Origin of the sequence: Burkholderia arboris, from assembly GCF_902499125.1 — a bacterium.
Classification (GTDB): Bacteria; Pseudomonadota; Gammaproteobacteria; order Burkholderiales; family Burkholderiaceae; genus Burkholderia; species Burkholderia arboris.
Map to the genome: position 1 here is coordinate 100,082 of NZ_CABVPX010000015.1, position 16,647 is coordinate 116,728.

General features: G+C 68.4%; 15 protein-coding genes. 13 read left to right on the forward strand and 2 right to left on the reverse strand.

Annotated elements, in window-relative coordinates:
* Positions 1–132: 132 nt before the first annotated feature.
* From BLA15945_RS19470 to lnt, 8 genes are all read left to right on the forward strand, one after another.
* Positions 133–1,065, forward strand: a complete 933-nt coding sequence (locus BLA15945_RS19470) for a LysR family transcriptional regulator (RefSeq protein WP_174993175.1) — start codon at positions 133–135, stop codon at positions 1,063–1,065.
* Positions 1,066–1,278: 213 nt separating this feature from the next.
* Positions 1,279–2,652 carry a tRNA (N6-isopentenyl adenosine(37)-C2)-methylthiotransferase MiaB gene (miaB, locus tag BLA15945_RS19475; protein ID WP_174993176.1) on the forward strand — a complete coding sequence of 458 codons (1,374 nt, stop codon included), beginning with the start codon at positions 1,279–1,281 and terminating at the stop codon, positions 2,650–2,652.
* A gap of 29 nt (positions 2,653–2,681) precedes the next feature.
* Entirely contained in the window at positions 2,682–3,728 is a 1,047-nt protein-coding gene (locus BLA15945_RS19480; RefSeq protein WP_059233253.1) for a PhoH family protein, read from the forward strand.
* 138 nt (positions 3,729–3,866) lie between these two features.
* Entirely contained in the window at positions 3,867–4,643 is a 777-nt protein-coding gene (ybeY, locus tag BLA15945_RS19485; protein ID WP_059233252.1) for an rRNA maturation RNase YbeY, read from the forward strand.
* Between the two features lie 12 nt (positions 4,644–4,655).
* Positions 4,656–5,288, forward strand: a complete 633-nt coding sequence (locus BLA15945_RS19490; RefSeq protein ID WP_059233251.1) for a gamma-glutamylcyclotransferase — start codon at positions 4,656–4,658, stop codon at positions 5,286–5,288.
* 40 nt (positions 5,289–5,328) lie between these two features.
* Positions 5,329–5,478 carry a hypothetical protein gene (locus tag BLA15945_RS19495; protein WP_174993177.1) on the forward strand — a complete coding sequence of 50 codons (150 nt, stop codon included), beginning with the start codon at positions 5,329–5,331 and terminating at the stop codon, positions 5,476–5,478.
* Positions 5,479–5,774: 296 nt separating this feature from the next.
* A complete protein-coding gene (locus BLA15945_RS19500; protein ID WP_059233250.1) occupies positions 5,775–6,662 on the forward strand; it encodes an HlyC/CorC family transporter in 888 nt (295 codons plus the stop codon).
* A 52-nt stretch (positions 6,663–6,714) separates the two neighbouring features.
* Positions 6,715–8,415, forward strand: coding sequence for an apolipoprotein N-acyltransferase (gene lnt, locus BLA15945_RS19505; protein WP_174993178.1), 1,701 nt, complete (start codon positions 6,715–6,717; stop codon positions 8,413–8,415).
* A gap of 54 nt (positions 8,416–8,469) precedes the next feature.
* On the opposite strand, the gene BLA15945_RS19510 is transcribed toward lnt, so the two are convergent.
* Positions 8,470–10,116 (reverse strand): tetratricopeptide repeat-containing glycosyltransferase family protein, encoded by a 1,647-nt coding sequence (locus tag BLA15945_RS19510; RefSeq protein WP_174993179.1) that lies wholly within the window; start codon positions 10,114–10,116, stop codon positions 8,470–8,472.
* 322 nt (positions 10,117–10,438) lie between these two features.
* On the opposite strand from BLA15945_RS19510, the gene glyQ reads away from it, so the two are divergent.
* The 5 genes from glyQ to BLA15945_RS19535 are packed head-to-tail and all read left to right on the forward strand — an operon-like array spanning position 10,439 to position 15,880.
* Positions 10,439–11,443 carry a glycine--tRNA ligase subunit alpha gene (glyQ, locus tag BLA15945_RS19515; RefSeq protein WP_081051793.1) on the forward strand — a complete coding sequence of 335 codons (1,005 nt, stop codon included), beginning with the start codon at positions 10,439–10,441 and terminating at the stop codon, positions 11,441–11,443.
* A 22-nt stretch (positions 11,444–11,465) separates the two neighbouring features.
* Complete coding sequence (glyS, locus tag BLA15945_RS19520; protein WP_174993180.1) at positions 11,466–13,565, forward strand: glycine--tRNA ligase subunit beta; 2,100 nt, start codon at positions 11,466–11,468, stop codon at positions 13,563–13,565.
* A gap of 10 nt (positions 13,566–13,575) precedes the next feature.
* Positions 13,576–14,139, forward strand: coding sequence for a D-glycero-beta-D-manno-heptose 1,7-bisphosphate 7-phosphatase (gene gmhB / locus BLA15945_RS19525; RefSeq protein ID WP_059233246.1), 564 nt, complete (start codon positions 13,576–13,578; stop codon positions 14,137–14,139).
* Between the two features lie 43 nt (positions 14,140–14,182).
* Entirely contained in the window at positions 14,183–14,947 is a 765-nt protein-coding gene (locus BLA15945_RS19530; RefSeq protein ID WP_174993202.1) for a lysophospholipid acyltransferase family protein, read from the forward strand.
* Positions 14,948–14,992: 45 nt separating this feature from the next.
* Positions 14,993–15,880, forward strand: a complete 888-nt coding sequence (locus BLA15945_RS19535) for a M48 family metallopeptidase (protein WP_059233244.1) — start codon at positions 14,993–14,995, stop codon at positions 15,878–15,880.
* A gap of 113 nt (positions 15,881–15,993) precedes the next feature.
* Here the strand turns inward: BLA15945_RS19535 and gloA are convergent, their stop codons facing one another.
* Complete coding sequence (gloA, locus tag BLA15945_RS19540) at positions 15,994–16,377, reverse strand: lactoylglutathione lyase (protein ID WP_059233243.1); 384 nt, start codon at positions 16,375–16,377, stop codon at positions 15,994–15,996.
* Positions 16,378–16,647: the final 270 nt, after the last annotated feature.

Genomic DNA, 16,647 nt, shown 5'->3' on the forward strand with positions numbered 1-16,647 from the left:
GGCGGCGGCCGCGGCGACCGGTCGGTGCCGCACCGCACAAGAAGCGGGATGTGCGCGCATTGTCCCGAAGACGCCTATATTTGATAATTGGCGTGGCATTTGAACCATTTTCAAATATTTCTGGAAAATCGCATGGACCGACTGGGCGATATCCGGCTGTTCGTCGAAGCCGCGGAACTGGGCAGCCTGTCGGCCGCCGGGCGCAAGCTGAACCTCACGCCGGCTGCCGCGAGCGCGCGCCTCGCGAAGCTCGAGGCGGCAGTCGCGACCCGGCTGTTCGACCGTTCGACCCGGCAGTTGCGGCTCACCGACGAGGGCCGCCTGTACCTGAACGGGTGCCGGCAGGGGTTGCAGGCGCTCGACGACGCCAACGCGCTGCTGCAGGCCGGCCGCAACGTCGTCGGCGGCCGGGTGCGGCTGTCGGCGACATCCGATTTCGGCCGCCGCCGCTTGCTCGACTGGCTCGACGAATTCACCGTGCGCTACCCGGACGTCACGTTCTCGCTCACGGCGTCCGACTCGACGGTCAACCTGTGGCAGGACGAGATCGATCTCGCGATCCGCTTCGCCGCCCCGCCCGATGGCGCGCTGATCGCCCGCCGGCTCGCCGCGGACCGGCGCGTGCCGTGCGCGGCGCCGTCGTTCGTCGCCCGTCACGGCGCGCCGCGCGATCCTCACGATCTCGCCCGATTTCCCTGCAACGTGATCACGGTCGCGTCCGGGCCGATGAACACGTGGCACTTCACGCGCGACGGCGACTCGCAAACCTGCACGGTGCCGCTCGCCACCGCGTTCGAGACCAACGACGGCGGCCTCGCCCGCGAGTGGGCGCTACGCGGGCACGGCATCGTGCTGAACTCGATCTGGGATGTCGCCGACGACATACGCGCGGGGCGGCTCACGGTCCTGCTGCCCGACTGGCGGCACCAGGGTGCGCCGCTGCACGCCATCTACCCCGGCAAGCGCTACATGGCGCCGCGCGTGCGCGTGCTGCTCGACTTTCTCGCCGAACGCTTCGCGCGCGAGGAAGCCGCGCTCGACGACCTGCTGAACGCGTGCCGCTGACGGCCGGCGCATCGCCGATCCGGGGTCGGAACCTGACAGCCGGCGTCGCGCGGCCGCAACCCGCCGCCCGTCCCGAGCGGCGCGAAAAGCTATAATGGAAGGCTTTCCCGACGGCTTTTCCTGCTCGCTGCGCGCATCTGCGTGCAGCGCACGGCCGTCCCGATTCACCCTTGACGACGCCCCCAGGTCAACCACTGCGAACGGCGAATCCCCATGACCAAGAAAGTTTACGTAAAGACCTTCGGCTGCCAGATGAACGAGTACGACTCGGACAAGATGGTGGACGTGCTCAATGCCTCCGAAGGCCTCGAAAAGACCGACACGCCGGAAGACGCCGACATCATCCTGTTCAACACGTGCTCGGTGCGTGAAAAGGCGCAGGAGAAGGTGTTCTCCGATCTCGGCCGCGCGCGCGAGCTGAAGGCAGCGAAGCCCGGCCTGCTGATCGGCGTCGGCGGCTGCGTCGCGAGCCAGGAAGGCGCGTCGATCGTGTCGCGCGCGCCGTACGTCGACCTCGTGTTCGGCCCGCAAACCCTGCATCGCCTGCCGCAGATGATCGACGCGCGCCGCGAGAGCGGCCGCGCGCAGGTCGACATCTCGTTCCCGGAAATCGAGAAGTTCGACCACCTGCCGCCCGCGCGCGTCGAAGGGCCGAGCGCATTCGTGTCGATCATGGAAGGCTGCTCGAAGTACTGCAGCTACTGCGTGGTGCCGTACACCCGCGGCGATGAGGTGTCGCGCCCGCTCGACGACGTGCTGACCGAAGTGGCCGGCCTCGCCGACCAGGGCGTGCGCGAAGTCACGCTGCTCGGCCAGAACGTGAACGCATACCGCGGCGCGCTGGCGGCCGGCTCGTCGGACATCGCCGATTTCGCGACGCTGATCGAATACGTCGCCGACATCCCCGGCATCGAGCGGATCCGCTATACGACGTCGCACCCGAAGGAATTCACGCAGCACCTGATCGACACCTACGCGAAGGTGCCGAAGCTCGTGAGCCACCTGCACCTGCCGGTCCAGCACGGCTCCGACCGTATCCTGATGGCGATGAAGCGCGGCTACACGGTGCTCGAATACAAGTCGGTGATCCGCAAGCTGCGCGCGATCCGCCCCGACCTGTCGCTGTCGACCGACATGATCGTCGGCTTCCCCGGCGAGACCGAGGACGATTTCGACAAGATGATGGCGCTGGTGCACGAGATGCGCTACGACACGAGCTTCTCGTTCATCTACAGCCCGCGCCCCGGCACGCCGGCCGCGAACCTGCACGACGACACGCCGCGCGAAGTGAAGCTCAAACGCCTGCAACATCTGCAGGCGACCATCGAGGAAAACGTCGCGCGCATCAGCGAGTCGATGGTCGGGAAGGTCGAGCGGATCCTCGTCGAGGGCCCGTCGCGCAAGGACCCGAACGAACTCGCGGGCCGCACCGAGAACAACCGGGTCGTGAATTTCCCGGCGCCGCTTGCGTCGCACCCGCGCCTGATCGGCCAGATGATCGACGTGAAGATCAACCACGCGTACCCGCACTCGCTGCGCGGCGAGCTCGTGCTCGTCAGCGACGACGCGAGCGCGGCCACCCACTGATTGACGCTCAACAGGAGCCCGACGCTACTTTGAAGACCGTCCAAGCACTGGAATTCACTGCCCCGCGCGACGACAACGCGCGCCTCGCCAACCTCTGCGGCCCGCTCGACGAGAACCTGCGGCAGATCGAACAGGCACTCGACGTCACGCTCGCGCGGCGCGGCCACCGGATCACGATCCGCGGGCGCGGCGCCAAGCTCGCGCTCGCCGCGCTCGAAAACTTCTACAACCGCGCGCGCGATCCGTTGTCGGTCGACGACATCCAGCTCGCGCTGGTCGAAGTGCGCCACACGACCGGCAACGGCCGCCAGGACACGGTCGACGTGCGCTTCCGCGGCGACCCCGACCATCCGTTCGACGAGCCCGTCGTGCAGCTCGACGCCAGCGAGCCGGAAGAAGAGCCCGGGCCGAAGCTGTACACGCGGCGTGCCGACCTGCGCGGCCGCACGCCCGCGCAGCGCGAGTACCTGAAGCAGATCCTGTCGCACGATGTGACGCTCGGCATCGGGCCGGCCGGCACCGGCAAGACCTACCTTGCGGTTGCATGCGCGGTCGACGCGCTCGAGCGCGACCAGGTCAAGCGGATCGTGCTGACGCGCCCGGCCGTCGAGGCCGGCGAACGGCTCGGCTTCCTGCCGGGCGATCTTGCGCAGAAGGTCGACCCGTACCTGCGTCCGCTGTACGACGCGCTGTACGACCTGCTCGGTTTCGACAAGACCGCGAAGATGTTCGAGCGCCAGATGATCGAGATCGCGCCGCTCGCGTACATGCGCGGCCGCACGCTGAACCACGCGTTCATCATCCTCGACGAGGCGCAGAACACGACGCCCGAGCAGATGAAGATGTTCCTCACGCGGATCGGCTTCGGCTCGAAGGCGGTCGTGACCGGCGACACGAGCCAGGTCGACCTGCCGCGCGGCCACAAGAGCGGTCTCGTCGAAGCACAGCAGGTGCTCGGCGGCGTGCGCGGCATCGCACTCACGCGCTTCACGAGCGCCGACGTCGTACGCCATCCGCTCGTCGCGCGCATCGTCGAGGCATACGACGAGTTCCACGCGCAGCATCAGGACGGCTGAGCGGCCGCGCACGCGTGCTGCCCCGGCCTGCCGGCCCGGCCCGCCACACGGCGCGCCGGGCTTTTTTTCGCCTGGTTGAATTCGGGTGGGATCGGCCGTTTGGTGTATCCTCAACGCGTCCCAATCGCCGCACGCGTCATGAAATCCTCCCGTTCCCGCAAGTCCGGTCGCGCCGAGTCCGCCGCGCCCGAATCTCCCCGCCTTTCGCTGTTCGATGCGAAGGGCAAGGCCCGGACCGTCAACGCACAAGGGCTGCGGATCGACTTCCCGGACGGCCGCAGCCTGATGTTCGACCTGTCGGGCAGCTCGGGCGACGCGGCTGTCGCGATCGTCGCGCAGCACAACGATCCGGCGATGCGCGCGAAGCTCGCGCTGCAGCCCGAGCACTACGACAGCGTGACGCTGCACGTCGGCGCCGAGCTCGCGCCGCGCGAAGACGACCTCGACGATGCGCCGCGCGCGCTGGAACTCGAGCTGTCCGTGCAGTACGGCGACGAGATCACGAGCGACGTGCGCAAGACGCTGCCCAAGCGCAAGCTGATCGCCGAATGGATCGAGCCGGCGCTGTTCGCGAGCGCGCAGCTCACCGTGCGCTTCGTCGGCGAAAACGAAGGCCGCACGCTGAACGCCGGCTACCGCCACAAGGACTACCCGACCAACGTGCTGACCTTCGCGTACGACGCGGCGCCCGACGGCACCGTGATCGGCGATCTCGTGCTGTGCTGCCCGGTCGTCGAGAAGGAAGCGCACGAACAGGGCAAGCCGCTCACGGCCCATTACGCGCACCTGCTGGTGCACGGCGCGCTGCACGCGCAGGGTTACGATCACGAAACGAGCGACGAGGACGCGGCCGAAATGGAAGCGCTCGAAGTCGACATCCTCGCGAAGCTGGGTTTCCCGAACCCGTACCAGTAAGCCGTCCGCACGATGCGCAACACCGCGACGCTGCCGCCCGCCTACCCGCCGTCGATCGGCGCGGGCCGGCTGCTGACGGAAGACGAGCTCGCGGCATCGCTCGCGCACACGATGCGCGACTGGGACGGCCGGCAGGATCTCTGGCTGTTCGGCTATGGCTCGCTGATCTGGAACCCCGGTCTGCCGACCGTCGCCGCCGTGCGCGGCAAGGTGCACGGCTACCATCGCGGCCTCTACCTGTGGTCGCGCGTGAACCGCGGCACCCCCGAGCGCCCGGGCCTCGTGCTCGCGCTCGATCGCGGCGGTTCGTGCTCGGGCATCGCATTCCGGCTCTCCGGCCCGACCGCGCAGCCGCATCTCGAGACGTTGTGGAAGCGCGAAATGCCGATGGGTTCGTACCGGCCCGCGTGGCTGCCGTGCTCGCTCGAGACCGGCGAACGCGTAAACGCGCTCGCGTTCGTGATGCGCCGCGACGTACCGACCTATACGGGCAAGCTGACCGACCCCGTCGTGAAGGAAGTGTTCAGCTGCGCGGCCGGCCGCTACGGCACGACGCTCGACTACGTGAGCCGCACGGTCGACGCGCTGCGCGCGAGCGGCATTCCCGACCGTGCGCTGGAAGGGTTGCTCGCGCGATGCCGGTGATGCGGCACGACGCCCGCGCATTCGAACGAGGACACCGCCAATGAAACCGTCACGCTGGTCGCGTTACCGGATCGCCACGCTGATCGTCGCCGCGAGCGTCGCGCTGTCAGGCTGCGGGATCCTCGGCTGCGGCGGCGCCGCGACCAACGGCGCGGCCGGCGGCGGCTGCTCGGCCGGCATGCGGTTCTGAACCGCGCACCGGCGGCGCGCGCGTGCGGCAGAATGCCGCCGACACGGGCCGCCTGCCGCGCAGCGCCTCGCCGGTCTTTCCGCCCCCGTTTTTTACCGCTGCTGCGCCTTCGCCCTTTTTCTGAGATAGGATGGACCCGAGGACGATGTCGCGCCCGGCGCGGCCGTCCGCGAGCGGGGCCCGCGCGAGCCGCCCACCCTGGCCGTGCGGCCGGGGTGACACGGTCGCGTCGTGCCCTTGGTGTATCCTTGCCTACTCCGTGACCGCGCGCCCCGGCATGACCCGGGCGCACCACCATGAACGATTCGTATCCCAGTCGTAAGCCAACCGACAAACCGCAAGAAAAGCGCTCGCTGCTCGAGCGCCTGACCGACTTCATCTCGCCCGAGCCCGAATCCCGCGGCGAGCTGCTGGAAATCCTCCAGGACGCCCACGAACGCAACCTGATCGACGCCGACTCGCTGTCGATGATCGAAGGCGTGTTCCAGGTATCCGATCTGTGCGCCCGCGACATCATGGTGCCGCGCGCGCAGATGGACGCGATCAACATCGCCGACAAGCCCGAGGATTTCATCCCGTTCGTCCTCGAAAAGGCGCACTCGCGCTACCCGGTGTACGAGGAGAACCGCGACAACGTCATCGGCGTGCTGCTCGCGAAGGATCTGCTGCGCTTCTATGCCGAAGACGAGTTCGACGTACGCGGAATGCTGCGCCCGGCCGTGTTCATTCCGGAATCGAAGCGCCTGAACGTGCTGCTGCACGACTTCCGCGTGAACCGCAATCACCTGGCGATCGTCGTCGACGAATACGGCGGTGTCGCGGGCCTGATCACGATCGAGGACGTGCTCGAACAGATCGTCGGCGACATCGAGGACGAATACGATTTCGACGAGGAAGCCGGCAACATCATCTCGGGGCCGGACGGCCGCTATCGCGTGCGCGCACTCACCGAGATCGAGCAGTTCAACGAGGTATTCGGCACCGATTTCCCCGACGACGAGGTCGATACCATCGGCGGGCTGATCACCCATCATTTCGGACGCGTGCCGCACCGCGGCGAGAAGCTGCAGCTCGGCAACCTCGTGTTCGAAATCCAGCGCGGCGATGCGCGCCAGGTTCACGTGCTGCTGGTGCGCCGCAACCCGCTCGCCAGCCGCCGCGCCGAAACCTCGCACGAAGACTGACCGTTCCGCGCCAGCCGCGCTTCCTTCAACCGCTCGCCCACTTCCGCTTCACATGGACGATCCGATCCCGTCCCGCCCGGCTGGCGGCTTTCTCGCGCCGGCGCCCGGCCGCGCGCTGCCGCGCTGGCACTACCCGGCCGCGCTGCTCGCCGGCGCGGCCAATACGCTCAGCTTCGCACCGACGCCGCATGGCGGCTGGCTGCAGCTCGTCGTATTCGTCTGGTTTTTCGCGCAACTGACGCGCACGTCGAGCTGGCGCGGCGCCGCGCTCACCGGCGGCGCATTCGGCTTCGGCAACTTCATCAGCGGCATCTGGTGGCTCTACATCAGCATGCACGTGTACGGCGAGATGGCCGCGCCGCTCGCGGGCGGCGCGCTCGTGCTGTTCGCGCTGTACCTGTCGCTGTACCCGGCGTTCTCGGCCGGGCTGTGGTCGTTCTGCGCGGGCCATGCGTGGCATCGCCGCACCCCCGACCCCCGCCCGTTCTCGCCGACCTGGCACGGCGCGTTCGCCTTCGCGAGCGCGTGGGCGCTCGGCGAATGGCTGCGCGGCACCCTGTTCACCGGCTTTCCGTGGCTCGCCAGCGGCTACCCGCAGGTCGACGGCCCGTTCGCGGGCTTCGCGCCGGTGGTCGGCGTGTACGGGATCGCGTGGGTGCTCGCGTTGTTCGCCGCGCTGGTCGTGCAGGCGCTCGTCGCCGCGCGCCCGTCGCCCGTGCGTGACGACGGGGCGGGCAGCGCGAACGGCTACGCACGCGTGCGCATCGCCGCGCCGGCCGGCGTGGCGGTTGCGCTCGTCGCGGCCGGCCTCGGGCTGTCGCAGGTCACGTGGACCGTGCCCGCGAACGCGCCGCTCACGGTGCGGCTGCTGCAGGGCAACGTGAAGCAGGACATCAAGTTCGAGCAGGAAGGCATCGACGCGGCGATCAAGATGTACCAGCAGATGATCGTCGAAAAGCCGGCCGACCTGATCGTCACGCCCGAAACCGCGATCGCGGTGATGATCCAGGAGCTGCCCGAGCCGTTCGCCGTCGCGATCCGCAAATTCAGCGACACGACGGGCTCGGCCGTGCTGTTCGGCGCGGTCGGCGCGTCGGTGACCGAGGACGGCCACTACGTCGACTATACGAACAGCCTGTACGGCGTGACGCCGAACTCGCGCGACATCTATCACTACGACAAGCACCATCTCGTGCCCTTCGGCGAATTCATCCCGTGGGGCTTCCGCTGGTTCGTCAACCTGATGAAGATGCCGCTCGGCGACTTCGCGCGCGGCGCGCCCGTGCAGAAGCCGTTCCTCGTGCACAACCAGCCCGTGATGGCCGACATCTGCTACGAGGACTTGTTCGGCGAGGAAATCGCCGCGACGATCCGCGACAACCCGCAGCCGCCCGGCGTCCTCGTCAACGTGACGAACCTCGCATGGTTCGGCGACACGATCGCGCTCGACCAGCACCTGCAGATCGCGCGGATGCGGTCGCTCGAAACGGGCCGGCCGATGCTGCGCTCGACCAACACGGGCATGACCGCCGCGATCGACGCACACGGGCGCGTGCTCGGCCAGCTGAAGCCGTTCACGATCGGCTCGCTCGACGTGCGGATCGAAGGCACGAGCGGCTTCACGCCGTACGTGACGAGCGGCAACAACATCGTGCTCGCGGTGTCGTTCGTGCTGCTCGCGTTCGGCTTCACGTTCGGGCCGGGGCTGCGCCGGCGCAACGGCCGGAAGAACGGCGACGGCCAGCCCGAATGACGCAGACGGCCGCCGCTGCGTGCGGCAGCCCATGACCGCGAACCGGCCGGCCGCTCAGGCCTGCCGGGCCGGTTGAACCGGCTGCGCGGCCAGGCTTCGCAGGTCGCGACTCACCGCCTCCATCACCGGCGCCCAGGTACCGAACGCCGGCTGCCGGTACAGCGTCGCGGTCGGATACCACGGGCTGTCCGTGCGTTCGAGCAGCCACGGCCAGTGCGGATTCACGTCGAGCAGCACCCACGTGCGCGCGCCGAGCGCGCCCGCCAGGTGCGCGACCGACGTGCACACGGTCATCACGAGATCCAGCGCGCCGATGAACGCGGCCGTATCGTCGAAGCTCGTCAGCTCGGCCGTGAAGTCCTCGATCGCGAAGCCGGTCGCACGAGCCGCCTCGACGTCCGCCTGCGCGCCCGGCTGCAGCGAATAGAACGCGACGCCGTCGATCCCGCGGAACGCATCGGCATAGCGCTCGAGCCCGACGCGCCGGAACGGGTTGCGCTGGTGGCCCGCACTGCCCGTCCACACGAGCCCGACCTTCAGCCGGCGGTCACCCGCGAGCCGCGCGCGCCACGCATCGCGTGCATCCGGGTCGGCCCGCAGGTACGGTACCGACGACGCGAGCGTCGACGCTTCCATCCCGAGCATCAGCGGCAGGCCGATCAGCGGCACCTCGTAATCGAATGCCGGCAGCACGTCGACGCCGCCGCCCGCGCCGAAACCATCCGCATGCGCGCCGAGGCTGCGCTGCATCAGCGTGCCGACCTGCGGGAACGTATTCCACACGAGCCGGCCGCCCTCGCGATGCACGCGCTCGGCGAGCGGCGCGACGTAGCGGCAGAACTGCAGCACGTCACCGAGCCCTTGCTCGCCCCACACCAGCAGCGTCTTGCCCGCGAGCGGCTCGCCCTGCCAGCGCGGGCCCGGCAGCGCCGGCAGGCGGCCGCGCAACTCGCCCGCCCCGTCCCAGCGCGCCTCGTGGCCGCGCCAGCCGGCCGCGTAGTTGCCGCGCACGAGCTGGATGATCGCGAGGTTGAAGCGGTACGACGCATCGTCGGGCGCCAGCTCGCACGCGCGTACGGCGCAGCGCTCGGCATCGTCCCAGCGCTGCGCCTCCTTCATCGCCATCGCGACGTTGTTCATCGCGAGCGCGTTGTCGGGCGCGAGGGCGGCCAGCCGCGCGGCGCACGCGAGCGCGCCGTCGAGGTCGTGCGTCGCGATCCGCGCGACGACGAGATTGATCCACGCCTGCACGTCTTGCGGATCGTGCGTCACGGCCGCGTCGAGCAGCGCGATCTCCTCCGCGCGGTCGCCGCCCGACAGCCGCAGCGCGATCGCGAGGTTGTTGCGCAGCGACGGCCGGCCGGCATCGATCGCCAGCGCCGCGCGGTACGGCGCGACGGCATCCGCGTGGCGGCCGGCCATCTGCAGCGCATAGCCGTGATTGAAGTACGTGCCCGCGCCCGGCTGCGCGCGCGCCGCGCATCCGGCAAGCGCCAGCGCGTCGGCGGTGCGCTGCCGCGCGACGAGTGTCGTCGTGAGCTGCGCGAGCGCGTCGGCATCGACCGCATGCAGATGGGCGGCGGCGGCGAGCCACAGGTCGTGCGCGGCGCGCTCGCCGCGCGCCTGCGCGTCGGCGGCCTGCCCGAGCAGTGCGAGGAATGGCGGAAGCAGCGGAATGAGGATGTCGGTCGGGGCGTCCATGCAGTCGGCGTCGGCAAGCGGTGACGCGGCACGCGTGGCGCGCGCCGCAATAGGCGCAATCTTAACGCCCGCGCGAAGCGGCGCGGCATGCGCGTCGCGGCGGGCCGCACGCAGCCGCGCGGCGCCCGCGGGTCGTGCGTGCGCAGGCCGCGGGAAGCCGGCCGGATGCGGCCTCGCCTGCGTTCCGGTCGCATCCGGCCGCCGATCCGGTAAAATTACGCGTTTCAGCACACTAACAAGCCGCGCCGCCGCGCGAGCCGACCCTCCGGGCCCTGCCCGGAGCGCCGCCCGCAACGGAGCGCCAGCGCCACGAAGGCTCTTCATGCTTACGTTTCAGCAAATCATCCTGACGCTGCAGTCCTACTGGGACAAGCAGGGTTGCGCCCTGCTCCAGCCCATCGACATGGAAGTCGGCGCGGGTACGTCGCACGTCCACACGTTCCTGCGCGCGATCGGCCCCGAGCCGTGGCGCGCCGCGTACGTGCAGCCGTCGCGCCGCCCGAAGGACGGCCGCTACGGCGAGAACCCGAACCGCCTGCAGCACTACTACCAGTACCAGGTCGTGCTCAAGCCGGCGCCGGAAAACATCCTCGACCTGTACCTCGGCTCGCTCGCAGCGCTCGGCTTCGACCTGAAGCAGAACGACGTGCGCTTCGTCGAGGACGACTGGGAAAACCCGACGCTCGGCGCGTGGGGCCTCGGCTGGGAAGTGTGGCTGAACGGGATGGAAGTCACGCAGTTCACGTACTTCCAGGAAGTCGGCGGCCTCGAATGCAAGCCGGTGCTCGGCGAAATCACGTACGGCCTCGAGCGCCTCGCGATGTACCTGCAGAAGGTCGAGAACGTGTACGACCTCGTGTGGACCGAGTGGGAAGAGCAAGGCCCGAACGGCCCCGAGCTGCGGCGCCTGTCGTATGGCGACGTGTACCACCAGAACGAGGTCGAGCAGTCGACCTACAACTTCGAGCACGCGAACGTCGACCTGCTGTTCACGTTCTTCAACAGCTACGAAGCGGAAGCGAAGAAGATGATCGACGCGCAGCTCGCGCTGCCCGCGTACGAGCTCGTGCTGAAGGCCGGCCACACGTTCAACCTGCTCGACGCGCGCGGCGCGATCTCGGTCACCGAGCGTGCAGCGTACATCGGCCGCATCCGCGCTCTGTCGCGTCTCGTCGCGCAGGCTTACTACGACTCGCGCGAGAAGCTCGGCTTCCCGATGCTCGGCAATCCGCCGGGCGTGCCGGGCCTCACCACCGACGCCCAGGACGCCGCGCAGCCGGCATGGGCGCCGCCGCTCAAGGTCGAACGCAAGATCGATCAGGACTGACGAGACGAGATTTATTCCAATCATGACGCACAATCATCCCGCCCCCCTGCTCGTCGAACTGCTGACCGAAGAGCTGCCGCCGAAGGCCCTCGCGCGCCTCGGCGACGCATTCGCCGAAGGTCTCGCGCAACGCCTCGCGGCGCGCGACCTCGTCGAAGGCGAACTCGTGTTCGAACGCTACGCCACGCCGCGCCGCCTCGCCGTCGTCGTGCAGAACGTGCGCGCGGTCGCGCCTGACCGGCAAGTCCGCGAAAAAGTCCTGCCCGTGTCGGTCGCACTCGACGCCGAAGGCAAGCCGACGGCCCCGCTCGCGAAGAAGCTCGCGGCGCTCGGCCACCCGAACCTGTCGATCGCCGATCTCGAGCGCGCGCAGGACGGCAAGGCCGAAGCGTTCTTCATCAACTACTCGGCGGCCGGCGCCACGCTCGCCGACGGCCTGCAGGCCGCGCTCGACGAAGCGCTCGCGAAGCTGCCGATCCCGAAATTCATGACGTACCAGCGCCCGGACGGCTCGGACGTGAAGTTCGTGCGCCCGGTGCATCGCCTGACGGTGCTGCACGACGACCGCGTCGTGCCCGTCACCGCGTTCGGCGTCGATGCTGGCGACACCACGCTCGGCCACCGCTTCCTGTCCGACGGCCTGGTCGCGATCCAGCATGCGCGCGCGTACGCCGACACGCTGCGCGACAAGGGCCGCGTGATCGCGCACTTCGCCGATCGCCGCGAAACGATCCGCACGCAGTTGAACGAGCATGCAAACGGCGACACGGTCGTGATGCCCGAATCGCTGCTCGACGAAGTGACGTCGCTGGTCGAATGGCCGGTCGTCTATCCGTGCCGCTTCGAGGACGAATTCCTGCAGGTTCCGCAGGAATGCCTGATCCTCACGATGCAGACGAACCAGAAGTATTTCGCGCTGACCGACGTCGCCGGCAAGCTGCGCTCGCGCTTCCTGATCGTGTCGAACATCGAGACGAAGACGCCGGGCGAGATCATCGAAGGCAACGAGCGCGTCGTGCGCCCGCGCCTCGCCGATGCGAAGTTCTTCTTCGAGCAGGACAAGAAGAAGCCGCTCGCCGACCGCGTGCCGCAGCTCGCGAACGTCGTCTATCACAACAAGCTCGGTTCGGCGCTCGCGCGCGTCGAACGCCTCGAGGCGCTGGCCGGCGAGATCGCCCCCGCGATCGGCGCCGACGCCACGCAAGCGAAGCGCGCCGCGCGCCTCGCGAAGGCCGACCTGCTGACCGACATGGTCGGCGAGTTTCCGGAACTGCAGGGCACGATGGGCACGTACTACGCGCGCCACGACGGCGAAGCCGACGACGTCGCGCTCGCCTGCGCCGAGCACTATCAGCCGCGCTTCTCCGGCGACGCGCTGCCGACCACGCCCGTGTCGACCGCCGTCGCGCTTGCCGACAAGCTCGAGACGATCGTCGGCATCTGGGGCATCGGCCTTGCGCCGACCGGCGAGAAGGATCCGTTCGCACTGCGCCGCCACGCGCTCGGCGTGCTGCGCCTGCTGCTCGAGAAGCAGCTACCGCTCGATCTCGTGTCGCTGTTGCGCACGGCCCACGCGCGCTTCGAAGGCGTGCCGGGCGTCGCCGAGTCGACCGATGCCATCTTCGCGTTCTTCATGGATCGCCTGCGCGGCCTGCTGCGCGAGCGCGGCTATTCGGCCGGCGAAATCGATGCCGTGCTGAGCCTGAACCCGACGCGCATCGACGATCTCGTCGCGCGCCTCGACGCGGTGCGCGAATTCACGCGCCTCGCGGAAGCCGAAGCGCTCGCGGCCGCGAACAAGCGGATCTCGAACATCCTGAAGAAGTCGGAAGGCGGCGCGAGCGGTTCGGTGCAGCCGGCGCTGCTCGTCGAGGCCGCCGAGAAGGCGCTGCACGAACAGCTCGCGGCCGTCACGCCGCACGTTCAGTCGCAGCTCGAGGCGCGGGCGTACACGGGCGCGCTGTCGGCGCTCGCCGCGCTGCGCGCACCGGTCGACACGTTCTTCAACGACGTGATGGTCAACGCGGAAGATCCGGCACTGCGCGCGAACCGTCTCGCGCTGCTGTTCGCGCTGCACCAGCAGATGAACTGCGTCGCCGACATCTCGAAGCTCGCCGCATAAGGGCCGCACGATGCCGACCAGCCCCAACCGAAAGCTCGTCGTCCTCGACCGGGACGGCGTGATCAACGTCGATTCGGATGCGTTCATCAAGACGCCCGACGAATGGATCGCGCTGCCCGGCAGCCTCGAGGCGATCGCCCGGCTCAACCACGCGGGCTATCGCGTGGTCGTCGCGACCAACCAGTCCGGCATCGGTCGCGGGCTGTTCGACATGGCCACCCTCAACGAGATGCACCTGAAGATGCATCGCGCGGCGGCCGCGGTCGGCGCGCGCATCGACGCGGTGTTCTTCTGCCCGCACACGGCCGAGGATCATTGCGACTGCCGCAAGCCGAAACCCGGCATGATGCAGATGATCACCGAGCGCTTCGAGATCGATCCCGATCACACGCCGGTCGTCGGCGATTCGCTGCGCGACCTGCAGGCCGGCGTCGCGGTCGGCTTCCAGCCGCACCTCGTGCTGACCGGCAAGGGCAAGAAGACGCTCGCTGCGGGCAATCTGCCGCCCGGCACGAAGGTGCACGACGACCTGCGCGCGTTCGCGCTCGATTTCCTTTCTCACGAACACGAGTGATGCGGCTGCCGCGCGCATGCTCCCTAACGCCAGACTCACGCCGATGCGCTTCGTCCGCTCCCTGCTGCTGCTGATCTACTTCATCCTGTACACGGTGCCGTACGCCACCGCGTGCTTCATTGCGTTCCCGTTCATGCGCCCCGACGCGCGCTACTGGATGGCGGCCGGCTGGTGCAAGTCGACGCTGTTCGTCGTGCGCTGGCTGAACGGCATCCGCTACCGGATCGAAGGGATGGAGAACCTGCCCGACGGTCCGGCCGTGCTGCTGTCGAAGCACCAGTCCGCATGGGAAACACTCGCGTTTCCGGCGCTGATGCCGAAGCCGCTCTGCTATGTATTCAAGCGCGAGCTGCTGTACGTGCCGTTCTTCGGCTGGGCGCTCGGGTTGCTGCACATGGTCAACATCAACCGCAAGGAAGGCAAGAACGCGTTCACCTCGGTGATCCGCCAGGGCAGGAAGCGCCTGTCCGAAGGCGCATGGATGATCATGTTCCCCGAAGGCACGCGCACGCCGGTCGGCAAGCAGGGCAAGTACAAGACGGGCGGCGCACGCTTCGCGATCGAAACCGGCACGCCGGTCGTGCCGATCGCGCACAATGCAGGTCGGGTGTGGCCGCGCAACTCGTTCACGAAATTCCCGGGCGTCGTCACCGTGTCGATCGGCAAGCCGATCCCCAGCGACGGGCTGACGCCCGATGTATTGAACTCGCAGGTCGAAGCATGGATCGAAGCGGAAATGCGCCGCATCGATCCCGATTCCTATCGCCAGGCGGGCAATGCCGGCACGCGCGATGCCGCGCGCGCCTGAAGGCCCGGATTGCAGCCGTTGCGTACGACAAAAAGAAGCGAACTGATGAAACAGCGTCCGCGGCCACGGCCTGCCGTCGTGGCTCTCGATCATCGCCAGATGGATCTGCCGCTCTTCGACGGGCCGGCCGCTGCCCCGTCGGCGCCCGCCGCGCCGACAGCGCCGCCTGAAACCTCACCTGCCTCGCCGCCCAAACCGGGCCCGGCACCCGACCGCTCGCGCGTGCGCACGTTCGCGCTCGACAGCCGCATGCTCGAATACCGGCTGAAACGTTCGGCACGCCGTACGATCGGCTTCACGATCGACGGCAGCGGGCTGTCGATCACCGCGCCGCGCTGGGTCACGCTCGCCGACATCGAAGCAGCGATCTCCGAGAAGCAACGCTGGATCTTCGCGAAGCTCGCGGAGTGGAAAACGCGCACCGAGCAACGCGCGCTGCCGCAGATCGACTGGCGCGACGGCGCGCAGCTTCCGTATCTCGGCAAGACGGTGACGATCGCGCTCGGCGCTGGCGCCGTTGCATTCGATGCCGACGCGCTGCGGCTGTCGCTGCCGCTGCCCGTGCAGGCCGACATGCAGCAGATCAAGGATCGCGTGCAGGGCTGGCTGCAGGGCGAAGCGAAACGCATCTTCGGCGAACGCCTGCCGGTCTATGCGGAAAAACTCGGCGTCACGTATTCGATGTATGCGCTGTCGTCGGCCGCGACGCGCTGGGGCAGCTGCTCGAGCGACGGCAAAATCCGCCTGAACTGGCGGCTGATCCATTTCCCGATGTCGATCATCGATTACGTCGTCGCGCACGAACTGTCGCACCTGCGCGAGATGAACCACAGCCCGGCCTTCTGGCAGACCGTCGAATCGATCTTCCCGGAGTTCCGCGAAGCGCGGCACACACTCAAGCATCACCCGCCCGAATTGCTGCCGTCGCTTTGACACGACGCACGCAGCGTGCGCCGCCCGGGAAAAAGGGCGATGCGGGTCACCCCGCATCGCCCTTTTTTGCAGCCGCGGCGCATCTCGCACGCCACGGCCCGCTCATCCGGCGCTTACTTCTTCTGGATGAACTCGATCTTGTAGCCGTCCGGATCCTCGACGAAGGCGATCACGGTCGTGCCGTGCTTCATCGGGCCCGCCTCGCGCGTGACCTTGCCGCCTTGCGCCTTGATCTTCTCGCACGCGGCGTACGCATCCTCGACCGCCACGGCCAGATGGCCGAAACCGTTGCCGAGATCGTAGGACGGCGTATCCCAGTTGTGGGTCAGCTCGATCACGGTACCCGTGCTCTCTTCTTCGTAGCCGACGAACGCGAGCGTGAACTTGCCTTCCGGATAATCCTCGCGACGCAGCAGCTTCATGCCGAGCAATTCGGTGTAGAACTTGATCGAGCGGTCGAGATCGCCGACTCGCAGCATCGTATGCAGCAAACGCATGTTGTGTACTCCTGTGGGGACTTTCCAGAACCGGGAACTCTACCAGAGTCGGGTGAAACCCGCCGGGGGCGCCTAGCCGGGGGCGCCCTGGCCGACGGGCCGGCCGCGGACACCCCGCGCGGGCGGCTGACGCGGCCCATCGGGTCGACCGGCGCGCCGATCCCGTTGACGGAAAACGGCACGAACCGGCGCGCCCGGCCACGCCGCCGATCGGGTAACATCTTTCCATCTCGCACCAAATACGGGCATGCGCGTCACCGCCCGAACGCG

Bases quoted from the DNA above. Each gene is read 5' to 3' on its own strand.
- miaB (WP_174993176.1), top strand. From the start codon at position 1,279: ATGACCAAGAAAGTTTACGTAAAGACCTTCGGCTGCCAGATGAACGAG.
- BLA15945_RS19530 (WP_174993202.1), top strand. From the start codon at position 14,183: ATGCGCTTCGTCCGCTCCCTGCTGCTGCTGATCTACTTCATCCTGTAC.
- BLA15945_RS19500 (WP_059233250.1), top strand. From the start codon at position 5,775: ATGAACGATTCGTATCCCAGTCGTAAGCCAACCGACAAACCGCAAGAA.
- gloA (WP_059233243.1), bottom strand. From the start codon at position 16,377: ATGCGTTTGCTGCATACGATGCTGCGAGTCGGCGATCTCGACCGCTCG.
- BLA15945_RS19510 (WP_174993179.1), bottom strand. From the start codon at position 10,116: ATGGACGCCCCGACCGACATCCTCATTCCGCTGCTTCCGCCATTCCTC.
- lnt (WP_174993178.1), top strand. From the start codon at position 6,715: ATGGACGATCCGATCCCGTCCCGCCCGGCTGGCGGCTTTCTCGCGCCG.
- glyS (WP_174993180.1), top strand. From the start codon at position 11,466: ATGACGCACAATCATCCCGCCCCCCTGCTCGTCGAACTGCTGACCGAA.
- ybeY (WP_059233252.1), top strand. From the start codon at position 3,867: ATGAAATCCTCCCGTTCCCGCAAGTCCGGTCGCGCCGAGTCCGCCGCG.
- gmhB (WP_059233246.1), top strand. From the start codon at position 13,576: ATGCCGACCAGCCCCAACCGAAAGCTCGTCGTCCTCGACCGGGACGGC.
- glyQ (WP_081051793.1), top strand. From the start codon at position 10,439: ATGCTTACGTTTCAGCAAATCATCCTGACGCTGCAGTCCTACTGGGAC.
- BLA15945_RS19470 (WP_174993175.1), top strand. From the start codon at position 133: ATGGACCGACTGGGCGATATCCGGCTGTTCGTCGAAGCCGCGGAACTG.
- BLA15945_RS19490 (WP_059233251.1), top strand. From the start codon at position 4,656: ATGCGCAACACCGCGACGCTGCCGCCCGCCTACCCGCCGTCGATCGGC.
- BLA15945_RS19535 (WP_059233244.1), top strand. From the start codon at position 14,993: ATGAAACAGCGTCCGCGGCCACGGCCTGCCGTCGTGGCTCTCGATCAT.
- BLA15945_RS19495 (WP_174993177.1), top strand. From the start codon at position 5,329: ATGAAACCGTCACGCTGGTCGCGTTACCGGATCGCCACGCTGATCGTC.